We start from the raw sequence: 12,289 nt of genomic DNA, 5'->3' as shown, positions 1-12,289 counted from the left end.
TCAAGCTAAAATGACAGATTATCGCTAAATTCGGACATGCTATGGAACGTGACCTGGATCTCGAAGGGTTTGACCCGGACAGCATTGTGACGCCCGCGCTGGCGTTTCGCATTCGCGCCGCGCAAACCTATAACGAAAAGCCCATCCACACCCATCGAAAAGGACAGCTGATCCTGGCGCTCCACGGCGGTATCACCAGCGAAGTCACCAACTCGATGTGGATGGTGCCGCCGCAGTATGCGGTTTGGGTGCCGGGGAAAATGCCACACAGCAACCGGGTGACGGCGGACGCGCGGCTCTGCTTTTTGTTTATTGAACCGGAGGCGGTCGCCATGCCGCAGGAATGCTGCACGCTGAAGATCTCGCCGCTGGTGCGGGAACTGATCCTGCGCCTGTCCAACGTTCCCCATGAACATCTCGAGTGTGCGCCCATTCAACGGCTGGTGCAGGTGCTGTTTGATGAGCTGCCTAATCAGCCGGTGGAACAGCTCCAGCTACCGATCTCCTCACACCCCAAAATACGTGCGATGGCGGACAGCATGGCGAAAAACCTGAAGGAGAAGAAAACGCTGGCCCAGTGGGCGGACGACATGGCGATGAGCGAGCGTAATCTTGCCCGGCTGGTGGGGAAAGAAACGGGGCTGAGTTTTCTGCGCTGGCGGCAGCAGATGCAGCTCATCGTGGCGCTGCGGTATTTGATAAGCGGGATGACCGTGCAAAACGTGGCGGAGTCTCTGGGGTACGACTCCACCACGGCGTTTATTACCATGTTTAAAAAGGCGCTCGGCACCACGCCAGGGCGTTATTTAAGCACCCTGGGCGGGGACGATTTTACAGACTAGCCAGCTTAAACTGGGACACGGCGGTATTCAGCTCATAGGTCTGCGCCAGCAGCGATTCGGCCGTCTCGGAGGCCTGATTCACCATCGCCGCGTTTTGCTGGGTGGTGACATCCATCTGGCTGATGGCCGTGCTGACCTGCTCAATGCCGCTGCTTTGCTCATCGCTGGCGTGGGTAATCTCCACCATCAGCGCAGCGACGCGCTTCACGTCCTGCACCACGGTGTTGATGGTCTTGCCCGCTTCGTTTACCAGTCTGCTGCCACTGGCGACCTGATTCACCGAGTCTTCAATTAACTCTTTAATTTCTTTGGCCGCACTGGCGCTGCGCTGGGCCAGGCTGCGCACTTCGCCGGCAACAACAGCAAAACCGCGCCCCTGGTCACCGGCTCTGGCGGCTTCTACCGCCGCGTTCAGCGCCAGGATGTTGGTCTGGAAGGCGATGCTGTCGATAACGCCGATGATATCGGTGATTTTGTTGGCGGAGCTTGAAATGCCGTCCATGGTTTCCACGACCTGGGCCACTACCGCGCCGCCCTGTTCCGCGCTTCTCGAGGCGGTATTGGCCAACTGGCTGGCGCTTTGGGCATTCTCTGCGTTTTGCTTCACCGTGGCGGTCATCTCTTCCATCGACGACGCCGTTTGCTCCAGCGCGCTGGCCTGTTCTTCGGTGCGAGAAGCCAGGTCAATATTGCCGCTGGCAATCTCGCTGGAGCGGGTGGATATCTGGTTGCTGCTTTCGTGCACCAGATGGATGACCATGGTGAGCTGCTGGCACATGGTTGCCATCGCGGCCATGACGCTGCTTCTGTCGCCGTCGCGCACTTTCACTTCTCGGGTGAGATCTCCGCAGGCCACGGCGTTGGCAATCTCGGCCACTTCACTTGGCTCGCCACCCAGTGAGCGGAAAATCGTGCGGTGAACCCACCAGCCAACAACCAGCAGCAGCAACACGGCGGCACCGGAACCAATCAACTGCCATTGTGTGGAGTTAACGCTGCTGTGTTGGGCTTTTTCTACCGCTTTATCGGCATACTCGGCGGAGGCTTTAACGAAGGATTCAATGCCTTTCTGATGGGCGAAAAAGTCTTTATCGGCCGCTTTCAGCTTTTCAAACAGCGGCGTCGGGGCGCCCGAACGAATAAGCTCCACCAGGTCATTGGCATCTTTGATCATTGCCATCCCGGCCTGGTATTGTTCCCCGAGCAGATTCTGCTGCAGCTCAGGTGGCAGGGCGGCCTTCCAGTAATCAACGCGCTGGTGCCATTGCGCGCTGAGGCGCTTAATTTCGGCATCGGCCTGATCGACGCTCAGCGTGCCTTCCACCACGCGCGAAAGCACCAGCCGCAGTTCAATCAGGTAAATCGGTGCGGGCTTGATGTCAGACATCAAATCCTTTGCCAGCAGGCCGCTTTCGGTGCTTTGGGCGCTTCGGTGGCTGCCGTAGAGTGAAATGGCGGTAACCAGGGCGGACATCAAAATCGAACAGCAAATTAATAACAACAAATTGTGAGCCAGTGATTTCATTTTGCCTCTCCTATTATTTGAAAAGTTTATCGGCCCAGGAGAAGGGAAACTTTTTCACCAGATCTGAAAACTAGCGGGTGAGTCACAAATTTATGCCATAAATCGCCAATTTTTTATTTTTAAAATAATCACTTAATTCAATTATTTGTTAAATCTATAAGTAAAAGATTTAACTCAGGATTAACTAATATGTTTTCTGCATATGCAATGCAGGATTAAGCATTGGCGAGGGAAAGGCGCTTGTGCGAGCGTAAAGGCATAGCTCGCTCACAGACGGGATAACAAGGAAAATCAATGGCACAGGTAAAGGCTTCAACGCACATAACTTCACACACAACAGCGCAACGTAAATTAACGCTCTCTGCTTTGGTTCTGGCCCTGTCCGGCCTGGCCTCCGCCGCGGTTCACGCAGACCAGCTGGCGGATATTCAAAAAGCGGGGGTGGTTAAAGTGGCCACTTTTGACGCAAATCCACCTTTTGGCTCTGTAGATGCTAAAACGCACGATATCGTGGGCTATGACGTTGATTTCGCGAAAGCACTGGCTAAATCCTTAGGCGTTAAGCTTGAGCTGGTGGCCACCAACCCGGCGAACCGTATTCCGCTCCTGCAGTCCGGTAAGGTCGACCTTATCGTGGCGGATATCACCATTACGCCGGAACGCGCCCAGGTAGTGGATTTCTCTACCCCTTATTTTGTGACCGGGCAGCAGTTCCTGGTCCCGGCTTCCGGGCCGGATAAGCTTGAGGATTACGCGAAAGGGCGCGTGGGTGCGGTGAAAGGTACCACCGGAGAACAGGCGCTGGTGCAGCGTTTCCCGTCAATTCGAGTGCTTTCTTATGATGATATCCCGCTGGCTTTTACCGCGCTGCGCAACGGTAACGTCCAGGCGATCACTCAGGACAGCACTATTCTTGCCGGGCTGCTGGCCGAAGCGCCGGATAAGGCGAAGTTTAAAATTCTGCCGGACTTGCTGAGCAAGGAAGAGATTGGCGTTGGCGTGAAGAAAGGGGAACCTGCCCTTTTAAAAGCGGTTAACGACGAGCTGGTGAAGCTGGAACAAAGTGGCCAGGCAGAGCAAATCTACAGCGCCTGGTTTGGCCCCGACAGCAAAACCCCGCAGCCGCGCAGCTTTAAAATTGTAGCCAAATAATATGTTTAAACGACCGCCTCTTTTGTCCGCAGCTTCGGCTGCGGATTTTTTGCATCTGCAGTCCGCCAGCGTTGAATTTCGCAAAGTGAGTAAAAATTATGGTGAAACATCCGTCTTGCGCGAGATAGACCTGACTATCGCGGCCGGAGAAGTAGTGGCGATTTGCGGCCCGTCCGGTTCGGGGAAATCGACGCTGATACGGCTCATCAACCAGCTCGAAACCCTCAGCGATGGCGATATTTTTATCGATGGCAAATCCACCCGAGCGCTGAATAACAGGACGCTGCGCCGCCTGCGAAGCCGAATCGGGTTTGTGTTTCAGCAGTTTAACCTTTACGCCCACCTGACGGCTGAACAGAACATTACGCTGTCGCTAACCCACGTTCACGGCTGGAAGCGTGAGGCGGCGCATCAGCAGGCTCTGGCGCTGTTGGCCCGAGTCGGCCTCGCAGACAAAGCGCAGCACTATCCGGCGCAGCTTTCAGGCGGGCAGCAGCAGCGCGTGGCGATTGCCAGGGCGCTGGCGTCATCGCCGCAAATTATCCTGTTTGACGAACCGACTTCGGCCCTCGACCCGGAGATGATCGGCGAAGTTCTGCAGGTGATGAAGGATCTCGCCCACAGCGGCATTACCATGATTGTGGTCACGCATGAGATGCAGTTCGCGCGTGAAATCGCCGACCGAGTGGTGTTCATTGACGGCGGAGCCATTCTCGAGCAGGCGGCCCCGGCGCAGTTTTTCCGCTCGCCGCAGCATCCCCGCGCCCGTCGTTTCCTGCAAAAGGTACTCGACCCGCTACATGCCGGGGCCGAATCATGAACAGCTACTTTGACTGGGCAGGGGTGTTAAGTGGAGCACCGCGAGCCTGGCTGATCTCCGGTTTGCTGACCACCGCGTGGGTGACGTTCGCCGGGATAATCATTGCGACGTTGTTTGCCGTGTTGTTGCTGGGGCTTCGGCTCGCCGGTGGCCGGGCGGGACGCTATTTCACGGCAAGCTGGATCTCCATTTTTCGCAATACGCCTTTGCTGGTACAGCTGCTTTTCTGGTATTTCGCGGCGTGGAACGCGCTGCCGCAGAGCTGGCGCGGCTTTATTAATGACGATCACAGCTGGTCTCAGCTGCCCGGCGGCGTCTGGTGGCTGACGCCGGAGTTTCTCTGCGCGGCGTGGGGGCTAGGGGTTTTCACCTCGGCATTTTTGGTGGAGGAGATCCGTAGCGGGTTGCAGGCGGTGCCGAAGGGGCAAACCGAAGCTGCACTTTCTCAGGGCTTCTCTGAGTGGCAGCTTTTTCGCACCGTGCTGCTGCCCCAGGGCGTGGTTAACGCCTGGCAGCCGGTGGTCGGGCAATATCTCAACCTGATGAAGCTCTCCTCGCTGGCCACGGGCATCGGCTTTGCCGAGCTCACCAGCCAGGTGCGCCGTATCGAAAGCTACAACGCCCATGCGTTGGGCGCTTTTGCCGCAGGCACGGTGCTTTATCTGCTGCTGGGACTGGCGATGAGCGGGCTATTTACACTCTTTGCGCCGGGGAAACGCGGGTTACGTAAACCGGGGGTACAGCATGATCGCTAACATTTCGGTTATTACGGACAACCTCGATTATTTGCTGTGGGGAAGAATGGCTCAGGGCGAGCCGGGTGGCGTGTTGCTAACGCTGATGATGGCCGTGGGCGCTGGCGTGCTTGCCCTGGGGCTGGGGTTATTGCTGGCCTGTGTCGCCTGGCGCTACGGCGGTATTGTGCGGCGGGTACTTTTCATTTGGGCCGATTTGATCCGCGGCATTCCGCTGATTTTTGTTATCTTCTGGCTCTATTTCCTGCTGCCCGCCATTACCGGGCGTGATTTACCGGGGCCGTTAACCGTCACGCTGGCGCTGGCCTGGTTTACGTCTGCGGCGGTGATGTACACCACGCTGGCGGCGCTGAATGCGCTGGCGAAGGGGCAAAATGAGGCGGCGGTTGCCGGCGGGTTTACGCCATGGCAAACGCTGAGGTTAGTGCTGTTGCCTCAGGCGCTGTGCAACGCTTTACCGTCGTTTGCCGGGCTGTTTATCTCGCTCATCAAAGACACGTCGCTGGCGTTTATCGTCAACGTACCGGAGCTGACAACCGTGGCCGGGCAGGTCAACAGCCGGGTACAAATTTACCCGGCGGCCATTTTTATCTTTACCGGTCTGGTTTATTACCTGCTGTGCAGCGCGCTGGCCTGGCGCATTCACCGCTGGCAGCGGCAGGTGGCTACTGCTTACCCACAATAAGGGAAACCAGCCCGGCGGCGATCAGCGGCCCAACCGGCACGCCACGGAACAGGGCGACGCCAAGGACGGTGCCAACCAGCAGGCCGCCTACCAGGCCTGGCTGACTGCCCATCAGCGTCACGCCGCGCCCGCCGAGCCATGAAACCGCAATCCCGACGACAATCGCCACCAGCGATTTCCAGTGGGTGAAAGAGTGGATCAGGTTGCTGGCGGGCAGGGTGCCGCTGGCTATCGGGGCCATCACGCCGATAGTCAGAATAATGATCCCTACCGTCAGGCCCTGTTTCTCAATCCACGGAAAGAAGGTGTTCAGCGGGGTGACGCGCACAATAATCAGCACGAGGATGGACACCGCGACGGTGGTGTTATGGCTGACAAAACCTAATCCCGCCAGCGCCAGAAGGATCAAAAGTGTGGGGTCAAAAATCATGATATATCCTTGCCAAATAAGAGGTTTTTAACTTTTATTGTTGTGGCGAATGGCCGACAGTGATTCTGTGGCCGTTCATCATTCTGTCATTTTTGCGGTCAATAATTGAACGATATGACAGCGAGCAATGGCTTGCGGGAGAAAAGGATGGGCGATCCAGCGTTATTCGACACGATTTGCATCACTGCCGCGTTCCTCGGGATCGCTTCGGTATTGGTGCTGTCTGTCCTTTATCTCGAACGCCTCGGGTAGCTATTCGGGGCGGTGAAAATTGACCAGCTCCGGGCGCGCAATGCGCAAATAATCCTGCGTATCCATCACCACTGACTTTTCCAGCAACCCTGCATTGAAGGCAATTTCTGAAAAACGATCGAAAATAGACGGGTCGGCCACCAGCCGGAGCTGTGCGTGAAAGCTGAATGGCGGGATAGCGCCAAACACACATCGCGTTAACTCATCTACTTCCGCCGGGCTTGCCAGCGACGCTTTCAGGCCGCCCAGATGCTGCGCCAGCAGGCTCAGATCCGCCTGTTTGTCCGCCGCCAGAATCGCCAGCACGTGCAGCTTGACGCTGTTGCCTTTGACTTTGCAGACCAGCGCTTTTGCGCCCTGGCCAAGTTCGGTGCCGCGGATCGCCGAGACTTCTTCACATTTCCCCGCCGCGACATGTTTTACCACACGGTAGCGGGCCTGCTGTTGCTCGAGTAAATCGATAAGTTGCTGATGGACGTCTTCGCCTTTTGACATTAGGTATCCTTTACTTATGTTCCCGTTTACATTTTTAGTTTGTGCATAAAGACAGTAATACTTTTCAGTCTTAAAAGAAAAGTCAGCGATTGACTATTGGCCGGAGAACGCGATGTCGGGTTTCAAACTGGAAATTTCTGATCAAATCAGCGAGGAATATTCGCTGCCCATCGAAGCGGGGCTCGGTGAGTTTAACGATGCGATGAGCGGGATAAACGATCGCCAACCGCTGGCGGTTGTGGTTCGCAGTTCCGAGAGTGGGAAAGTTGTTGGTGGGATGTTGGGGCGTTCGTCCCTCGGTGTACTGTTTATTGATCTGTTTTATTTACCGCCTGAGTTAAGAGCGCATGGATTAGGCAGCGAGATCCTGAGGACGTTTGAAACAGAAGGGCGCAGGCGCGGCTGTGTGGCTGGTTTTTTATATACCATCAGTTTCCAGGCTCCGGACTTCTACCGCAAGCATGGCTGGGAGGCATTTGGCAAAATTGACTGTTTACCCGAAGGCACCAGCCGATATTTTATGAAGAAAACGCTGTAATTCAGAAACAATAAAGGCCGGTTCTGGCCGGCCTTTATTGTTTGCGCAGGCCTTAAATATCGTCCACGGTATGGCCCACAACAATCTCTAAAGCATTGCGATAAACGTCGCACATGACGACGTCTTGAGTCGTTTCCAGGGCGTCAACCAGCCAGATAATGATCGCTTTATTGGAAACGCTCTTATTGGCAGCCAGAATGGCGGTGACGGCCTGACTGATGGCAGCATTTTCCTCTGCGTGTCGGTCTGCTGTGCTTCTTATAAAGTCGGATAATGCGTGGTCTACGATTCCGGTATGCATTGCAGAGGGATTAGAAATTAGCTGTGTCATAGTCATTCACCGTTTTTCAGTTGTTGGCCATGGGCCGCTAGTGGACATTTTTTTCGTTAAGCCGTTGAGTCTTAACTGCGCCTGAAAGCGCTTTTTTTTCTGTCTTTCCTGTCAGACTCTGGGAAATATTCCCCTCGATTTCAGCGATAATTTTCTGCAGCGCGTTACGTCGCCGTACTTCTTGCTCCGATATAAACATCGCTTCTAACCTGGCAACTAAAGCGCGGGTATTAATTGCGCTGTTGCTGTTCAGTAACGACAGCGCTGCTTCGCCGATAATCTCGTCCGTTAATTGTTCATCGTCGCTTCTCTTCACTTCGTTACTCCTGATTTCTTCGCCGGGGGTTAAATACCGCTGGCATGAAGTCATTTGCCGGAGTCTGAGAATGAGGAAAATTCAGCATTTATACTTCAAGGTGACTCTCCCACCAGGGAGCGTACGAATTACTCTGAGTGAACTCCGGGCTGGTTATTCGCTAGCGAGTAAAAAGCATGCCCAACAGGGCCTGATAGTGCTTTTCTTCTTCCGGTTCAGAAACGCGATCGAGTCGCGAGAGCAATTTGGTACAGATCGCTTTTCTGTTCAGATTGCGGCCATCGCTGAGAATTTCGAGCACAATTTGCCCCATTGTTTCCTGCTGAGACGGCGGCGCAACGCGGCTAAAATAGCGCGCAATGTCATTTTCTACGCTGTTCTGACCTGGTGTAAAAGTGTCCTGTCGCATAAGTTGCTCCTGTAAATTCACACGTTGCAAGATGTTAACTAAGTTATGCAGTTGCTATAAAAACTGTACACAAAGGTGTATTAGTTTGCCTGCTATTTTTTGACTAAAAATGCTAATCTTTATTTATCAATAATTTATGATTTAAATTTTTTAACTTATCGATACGTAAAATTGTACATTTTGACTAAAGGTAAATGGCGAGCAAAACATTCCATGTTGTTAAGTTGTTTAGACTTTGTTGAGTATGTGGCGACGTCAGGACGGGGATCTGTTAAGTTACTCCCTTAACCTTTCGCTGGAACCCGCCATGCTCACGACAGTTATTTACCGAAGCCACATCCACGCCAGCACGCCGTTTGAGGTTTTGGAGGCAATGGTTTCCGCGGCAAATGCAAAAAATATTGACGCTAATGTGACGGGGATCCTGCTATTCAACGGCAGACATTTCTTTCAACTCTTGGAAGGCCCGGAAGAGAGCGTGCAGAAGGTTTATCAGGCTATTTGTAAAGACGATCGCCATCACAACATTGTTGAATTGCTCTGTGATTACGCCCCGGCCCGCCGCTTTGGGCGAGTGGGCATGGAGCTTTTTGATTTAAGAGAGCACGATAAAAACGATGTCTTGCAGGTCGTTCTGGAAAAAGGGACTAGCCGATATCAACTGGCTTACGATGACCGGGCCTTGAGTTTTTTCCGGACCTTCATCGAATCGACGGAAAAAGAGAACTATTTTGAGATCCCTCCGGGTGATGCGTGGGAATTTATTCTCGATGCGCCGGCTCATTCGGCATCAAGTCCACAAACGCTGCATAAAAAGATAGTTTTTCAACCGATTGTCGACCCAATGGCTCGTACTGTCGCGGCAGTAGAGGTGTTAGCCACGGAAGCTAATTCAGCGCCGGAGGAAGGGGGCGATGTTTACCTGGCTGAACTGCTGAACGCGAAGGCCGCTTTCACCGCAGCATGCGCCGCTAATATTGGCGTGCAAACGCTATGCATCAATCTGCTGCCGATGACGCTGGTTATGATGCCTGACGCCGTGGAACAACTGCTGGCGGATATTGAGGCGAACGGGCTTGTTCCCGAGCAGGTGGTTATTGAGTTTACCGAAAGCGAAATCATGCCGCAGATGGATGCGTTTACCGACGCTATCAGGCAGCTTAAATCGGCCGGTATCAAGCTTGCGATTGATGATTTTGGCGTCGGCTTTGCTGGGCTACAGCTGCTGGCACAGTTTCAACCTGAAAGGCTGAAAATTAACCAGTCGCTGATTCGGGGCATTCATAAAAGTGGGCCACAGCAGGCGATTATTCAGGCCATAATCAAATGCTGCGCGTCCCTTGAAATTGCGGTTTCAGCCACGGGTATTGAGCAACCGGAAGAGTGGATGTGGCTCGAGGCGGCCGGTATTTCTCACTTCCAGGGGAGTTTGTTTGCTAAGCCCTGCGGCCACGGCGCTTTCCGTATTGCCTGGCCGGAGCGTAAAGCAGAGTTGTGATATCTGCCGTGTGTCGTGCCTCAAAGGCATCAGGTTTCACTTGTACAACTCTAAAAAAAATTGTACACATTGAACAGATTGACTAATGTTTCAATGAAAGCGTGGGATCTGTGTACGGGGAGGGACACTATGGCCTATTACACTATCGGTGATGTAGCAGAGCGATGTGGCATCAACCCGGTCACCCTGCGAGCCTGGCAGCGCCGCTACGGTTTGCTGAAGCCCCAGCGTAGCGAGGGGGGGCATCGCCAGTTTGATGATGCGGATATTCAGCGCATCGAAGAAATCAAATACTGGATGAGCAAAGGCGTTTCCGTAGGCAAAGTGAAAGCCCTGCTGGAGCGTAGCCACGTGCCGGAAGAGCAGCTGTGGGTAACGCTGCAAGAAGAAATGATGCTTCTGGTCAGGAAAGTTAATCCTGGAAAGCTGCGTGAGAAGATTACTTCTCTCAGCCGGGAGCACAGTGCAGACTTACTGATTGATAACCTTTTGCTGCCCGTAAGGCAAAAACTTAGCCAGGATGAATCCACGGCTTTGTTGATGCGCAGCCTGCTGGATGGCGCGTTGATCTGCCATTGTGCCCAGAGCCTGGCGCCGGCGCAGAACCAAAGTTTGGGCGACATCCTGCTGATTGGCTGGCAGACGGACGATCGGGCTGCGTTATGGCTGGAGGCGTGGCGCCTGTCCCGCAGAGGCCTGACCGTGAACGTATTTGCCGAGCCGGTGGATACGTTGCGTCCGGAGCTTTTCCCCGGGCAACATATTTTCCTATGGGTGGGAAAGACGTTATCGACAGCCCAGCAGGAACAGCTGCTTCACTGGAAACAGTGGGGATACGACATTGAACTCCATCAATAAGCGATAAAAAGCCGCGTGTGATACGCGGCTTTTTTGTCTCAGCGATCAGTACGCATCGCTGCTTTGCTTCTGGAACAGCTCCCGGAATACAGGATAAATATCATCCTGATCGCGGATATGCTGCATCGCGAAGTTCTCGAAAGTGGCCTGCAGATTTTCGTATTCGCGCCACAGGGTCTGGTGCGCCCGGCGGGTGATTTCGATATAGCTGTAGTAACGCACCACCGGCAGCAGTTTTTTCGCCAGGATCTCATGGCACAGCGGCGAATCGTCTGCCCAGTTGTCGCCGTCCGAGGCCTGCGCGGCGTAGATGTTCCACTGCGCCGGATCGTAGCGCTCCTGCACGACTTCATCCATCAGCTTCAGGGCACTGGAAACAATGGTCCCACCGGTTTCCTGTGAGTAGAAGAACTCGTGTTCGTCCACCTCCTTCGCCTGGGTATGGTGGCGAATATAAACCACCTCCACGTTTTTATAGGTCCGGCTCAGGAACAGATAGAGCAGGATATAAAAGCGCTTGGCCATGTCTTTTGTCGCCTGGTCCATCGAACCGGAGACGTCCATCAGGCAGAACATCACCGCCTGGCTGGAAGGTTCCGGGCGCTTCTCGTAGTTCTTGTAGCGGAGATCGAAGGTGTCGATAAACGGCACGCGGGCAATCTTTTCCCGCAGCTCTGCAATCTCTCTGCGCAGGCGTTCCTCTTCCAGCAGTTGAGCGGGTTCGCTGCGGCTGACGGTGTCTAGGGTCTCTTCGAGTTCGTGTAGCAAACGGCGTTTACCCGCGCTCATTGCCGTACGGCGAGCCAGCGAGTTTTGCAGCGAGCGAACAACGCTGATATTGGCCGGGACGCCGTTAGAGGTGAAACCTGCGCGATGGGATTTAAATTCGGTGATCTGCCGGTGCTGGTTACGTTTCAGGTTCGGCAGCGCCAGATCCTCGAACAGTAAGTCGAGATATTCATCTTTGGAGATCTGGAACACGAATTCATCCTGGCCTTCGCCGTCCTGGCTTGCCTGACCCTGGCTGCTTCCACCGCCGCCGCCTCCGCCCTGCGGGCGCTCAATGCGGTCGTTTTGTACAAAGTGGTCGTTGCCGGGATGGACGCGGTGGCGCAGGCCGCCGCGACCCTGATGAAACATCGGTTCGTTGATATCCTCAATGGGGATGGACACGGATTCGCCGCTGTCCACGTCGGTCACCGAACGCTTGTTGATGGCCCCGGAAATCGACTGTTTGATCTGCGCCTTATAGCGGCGCAAGAAGCGCTGGCGGTTGACCGCGCTCTTGTTTTTGCCGTTAAGCCGCCTGTCTATGAAGTAGGCCATAGTTCCCCCAACTGCTTATGCCAGGTGCGCAAACAGGCCACGCCGCCCGGCGTGACC

Annotated in this window: 16 protein-coding genes; 9 read left to right on the top strand and 7 right to left on the bottom strand. The window is 54.4% G+C overall.

Annotated elements, in window-relative coordinates:
• Positions 1-41: 41 nt before the first annotated feature.
• Positions 42-842 (top strand): AraC family transcriptional regulator, encoded by an 801-nt coding sequence (locus A936_RS08700; protein ID WP_008456703.1) that lies wholly within the window; start codon positions 42-44, stop codon positions 840-842.
• Here the strand turns inward: A936_RS08700 and A936_RS23900 are convergent.
• On the bottom strand, positions 832-2,367 hold the full coding sequence (locus tag A936_RS23900; protein ID WP_008456700.1) for a methyl-accepting chemotaxis protein: 1,536 nt from the start codon (positions 2,365-2,367) through the stop codon (positions 832-834). The genes A936_RS08700 and A936_RS23900 overlap by 11 nt on opposite strands.
• 294 nt (positions 2,368-2,661) lie before the next feature.
• Here A936_RS23900 and A936_RS08690 point away from each other — a divergent pair, with 294 nt between their 5' ends.
• The 4 genes from A936_RS08690 to A936_RS08675 are packed head-to-tail and all read left to right on the top strand — an operon-like array spanning position 2,662 to position 5,779.
• Positions 2,662-3,519 (top strand): ABC transporter substrate-binding protein, encoded by an 858-nt coding sequence (locus A936_RS08690; RefSeq protein ID WP_008456699.1) that lies wholly within the window; start codon positions 2,662-2,664, stop codon positions 3,517-3,519.
• Position 3,520: 1 nt separating this feature from the next.
• A complete protein-coding gene (locus A936_RS08685; RefSeq protein ID WP_034808370.1) occupies positions 3,521-4,339 on the top strand; it encodes an amino acid ABC transporter ATP-binding protein in 819 nt (272 codons plus the stop codon).
• On the top strand, positions 4,336-5,094 hold the full coding sequence (locus A936_RS08680) for an amino acid ABC transporter permease (RefSeq protein WP_008456693.1): 759 nt from the start codon (positions 4,336-4,338) through the stop codon (positions 5,092-5,094). Before A936_RS08685 ends, A936_RS08680 begins: the two co-directional genes overlap by 4 nt.
• A complete protein-coding gene (locus tag A936_RS08675) occupies positions 5,084-5,779 on the top strand; it encodes an amino acid ABC transporter permease (protein ID WP_008456690.1) in 696 nt (231 codons plus the stop codon). Before A936_RS08680 ends, A936_RS08675 begins: the two co-directional genes overlap by 11 nt.
• Here A936_RS08675 and A936_RS08670 read toward each other — a convergent pair.
• Positions 5,760-6,206, bottom strand: coding sequence for a DUF441 domain-containing protein (locus A936_RS08670; protein WP_034808455.1), 447 nt, complete (start codon positions 6,204-6,206; stop codon positions 5,760-5,762). The two genes, A936_RS08675 and A936_RS08670, sit on opposite strands and share 20 nt — an antisense overlap.
• Before the next feature lie 150 nt (positions 6,207-6,356).
• Here A936_RS08670 and yoaI point away from each other — a divergent pair, with 150 nt between their 5' ends.
• A complete protein-coding gene (yoaI, locus tag A936_RS23895; protein WP_284143111.1) occupies positions 6,357-6,461 on the top strand; it encodes a small membrane protein YoaI in 105 nt (34 codons plus the stop codon).
• Here yoaI and A936_RS08665 read toward each other — a convergent pair whose 3' ends face one another.
• Positions 6,462-6,956, bottom strand: a complete 495-nt coding sequence (locus tag A936_RS08665; RefSeq protein ID WP_008456686.1) for a YbaK/prolyl-tRNA synthetase associated domain-containing protein — start codon at positions 6,954-6,956, stop codon at positions 6,462-6,464. It lies immediately after the preceding gene.
• A 112-nt stretch (positions 6,957-7,068) separates the two neighbouring features.
• On the opposite strand from A936_RS08665, the gene A936_RS08660 reads away from it, so the two are divergent.
• The gene (locus A936_RS08660) at positions 7,069-7,494 is read left to right on the top strand and encodes a GNAT family N-acetyltransferase (protein WP_008456684.1); all 426 of its coding nucleotides are present in this window, start codon (positions 7,069-7,071) and stop codon (positions 7,492-7,494) included.
• A 52-nt stretch (positions 7,495-7,546) separates the two neighbouring features.
• Here A936_RS08660 and A936_RS08655 read toward each other — a convergent pair whose 3' ends face one another.
• The 3 genes from A936_RS08655 to ycgZ all read right to left on the bottom strand — a co-directional run bounded on the left by A936_RS08655 (position 7,547) and on the right by ycgZ (position 8,550).
• Positions 7,547-7,825 (bottom strand): biofilm development regulator YmgB/AriR family protein, encoded by a 279-nt coding sequence (locus tag A936_RS08655; protein WP_034808453.1) that lies wholly within the window; start codon positions 7,823-7,825, stop codon positions 7,547-7,549.
• A gap of 37 nt (positions 7,826-7,862) precedes the next feature.
• The gene (locus A936_RS08650) at positions 7,863-8,141 is read right to left on the bottom strand and encodes a hypothetical protein (protein ID WP_008456681.1); all 279 of its coding nucleotides are present in this window, start codon (positions 8,139-8,141) and stop codon (positions 7,863-7,865) included.
• Between the two features lie 160 nt (positions 8,142-8,301).
• A complete protein-coding gene (gene ycgZ / locus A936_RS08645; protein ID WP_008456679.1) occupies positions 8,302-8,550 on the bottom strand; it encodes a regulatory protein YcgZ in 249 nt (82 codons plus the stop codon).
• 307 nt (positions 8,551-8,857) lie between these two features.
• Between ycgZ and A936_RS08640 the strand changes: the two genes are divergently transcribed.
• A complete protein-coding gene (locus A936_RS08640) occupies positions 8,858-10,048 on the top strand; it encodes a diguanylate phosphodiesterase (protein WP_008456677.1) in 1,191 nt (396 codons plus the stop codon).
• 129 nt (positions 10,049-10,177) lie between these two features.
• Positions 10,178-10,906 carry a MerR family transcriptional regulator gene (locus A936_RS08635; RefSeq protein WP_008456673.1) on the top strand — a complete coding sequence of 243 codons (729 nt, stop codon included), beginning with the start codon at positions 10,178-10,180 and terminating at the stop codon, positions 10,904-10,906.
• Between the two features lie 45 nt (positions 10,907-10,951).
• Here the strand turns inward: A936_RS08635 and A936_RS08630 are convergent, their stop codons facing one another.
• Positions 10,952-12,232: a YeaH/YhbH family protein gene (locus A936_RS08630; protein WP_008456670.1), complete on the bottom strand. Its 1,281-nt coding sequence runs from the start codon at positions 12,230-12,232 to the stop codon at positions 10,952-10,954.
• Positions 12,233-12,289 lie beyond the last annotated feature (57 nt).

The organism is Enterobacter sp. Ag1 (genome assembly GCA_000277545.1).
In the GTDB taxonomy this organism is placed as follows: Bacteria; Pseudomonadota; Gammaproteobacteria; order Enterobacterales; family Enterobacteriaceae; genus Cedecea.
This window is presented reverse-complemented; position numbering and strand designations above follow the sequence as displayed.

Bases quoted from the DNA above. Each gene is read 5' to 3' on its own strand.
- A936_RS08700 (WP_008456703.1), top strand. From the start codon at position 42: ATGGAACGTGACCTGGATCTCGAAGGGTTTGACCCGGACAGCATTGTG.
- A936_RS08690 (WP_008456699.1), top strand. From the start codon at position 2,662: ATGGCACAGGTAAAGGCTTCAACGCACATAACTTCACACACAACAGCG.
- A936_RS08655 (WP_034808453.1), bottom strand. From the start codon at position 7,825: ATGACACAGCTAATTTCTAATCCCTCTGCAATGCATACCGGAATCGTA.
- A936_RS08660 (WP_008456684.1), top strand. From the start codon at position 7,069: ATGTCGGGTTTCAAACTGGAAATTTCTGATCAAATCAGCGAGGAATAT.
- A936_RS08680 (WP_008456693.1), top strand. From the start codon at position 4,336: ATGAACAGCTACTTTGACTGGGCAGGGGTGTTAAGTGGAGCACCGCGA.
- ycgZ (WP_008456679.1), bottom strand. From the start codon at position 8,550: ATGCGACAGGACACTTTTACACCAGGTCAGAACAGCGTAGAAAATGAC.
- A936_RS08665 (WP_008456686.1), bottom strand. From the start codon at position 6,956: ATGTCAAAAGGCGAAGACGTCCATCAGCAACTTATCGATTTACTCGAG.
- A936_RS08630 (WP_008456670.1), bottom strand. From the start codon at position 12,232: ATGGCCTACTTCATAGACAGGCGGCTTAACGGCAAAAACAAGAGCGCG.
- A936_RS08635 (WP_008456673.1), top strand. From the start codon at position 10,178: ATGGCCTATTACACTATCGGTGATGTAGCAGAGCGATGTGGCATCAAC.
- A936_RS08685 (WP_034808370.1), top strand. From the start codon at position 3,521: ATGTTTAAACGACCGCCTCTTTTGTCCGCAGCTTCGGCTGCGGATTTT.
- yoaI (WP_284143111.1), top strand. From the start codon at position 6,357: ATGGGCGATCCAGCGTTATTCGACACGATTTGCATCACTGCCGCGTTC.
- A936_RS23900 (WP_008456700.1), bottom strand. From the start codon at position 2,367: ATGAAATCACTGGCTCACAATTTGTTGTTATTAATTTGCTGTTCGATT.
- A936_RS08640 (WP_008456677.1), top strand. From the start codon at position 8,858: ATGCTCACGACAGTTATTTACCGAAGCCACATCCACGCCAGCACGCCG.
- A936_RS08675 (WP_008456690.1), top strand. From the start codon at position 5,084: ATGATCGCTAACATTTCGGTTATTACGGACAACCTCGATTATTTGCTG.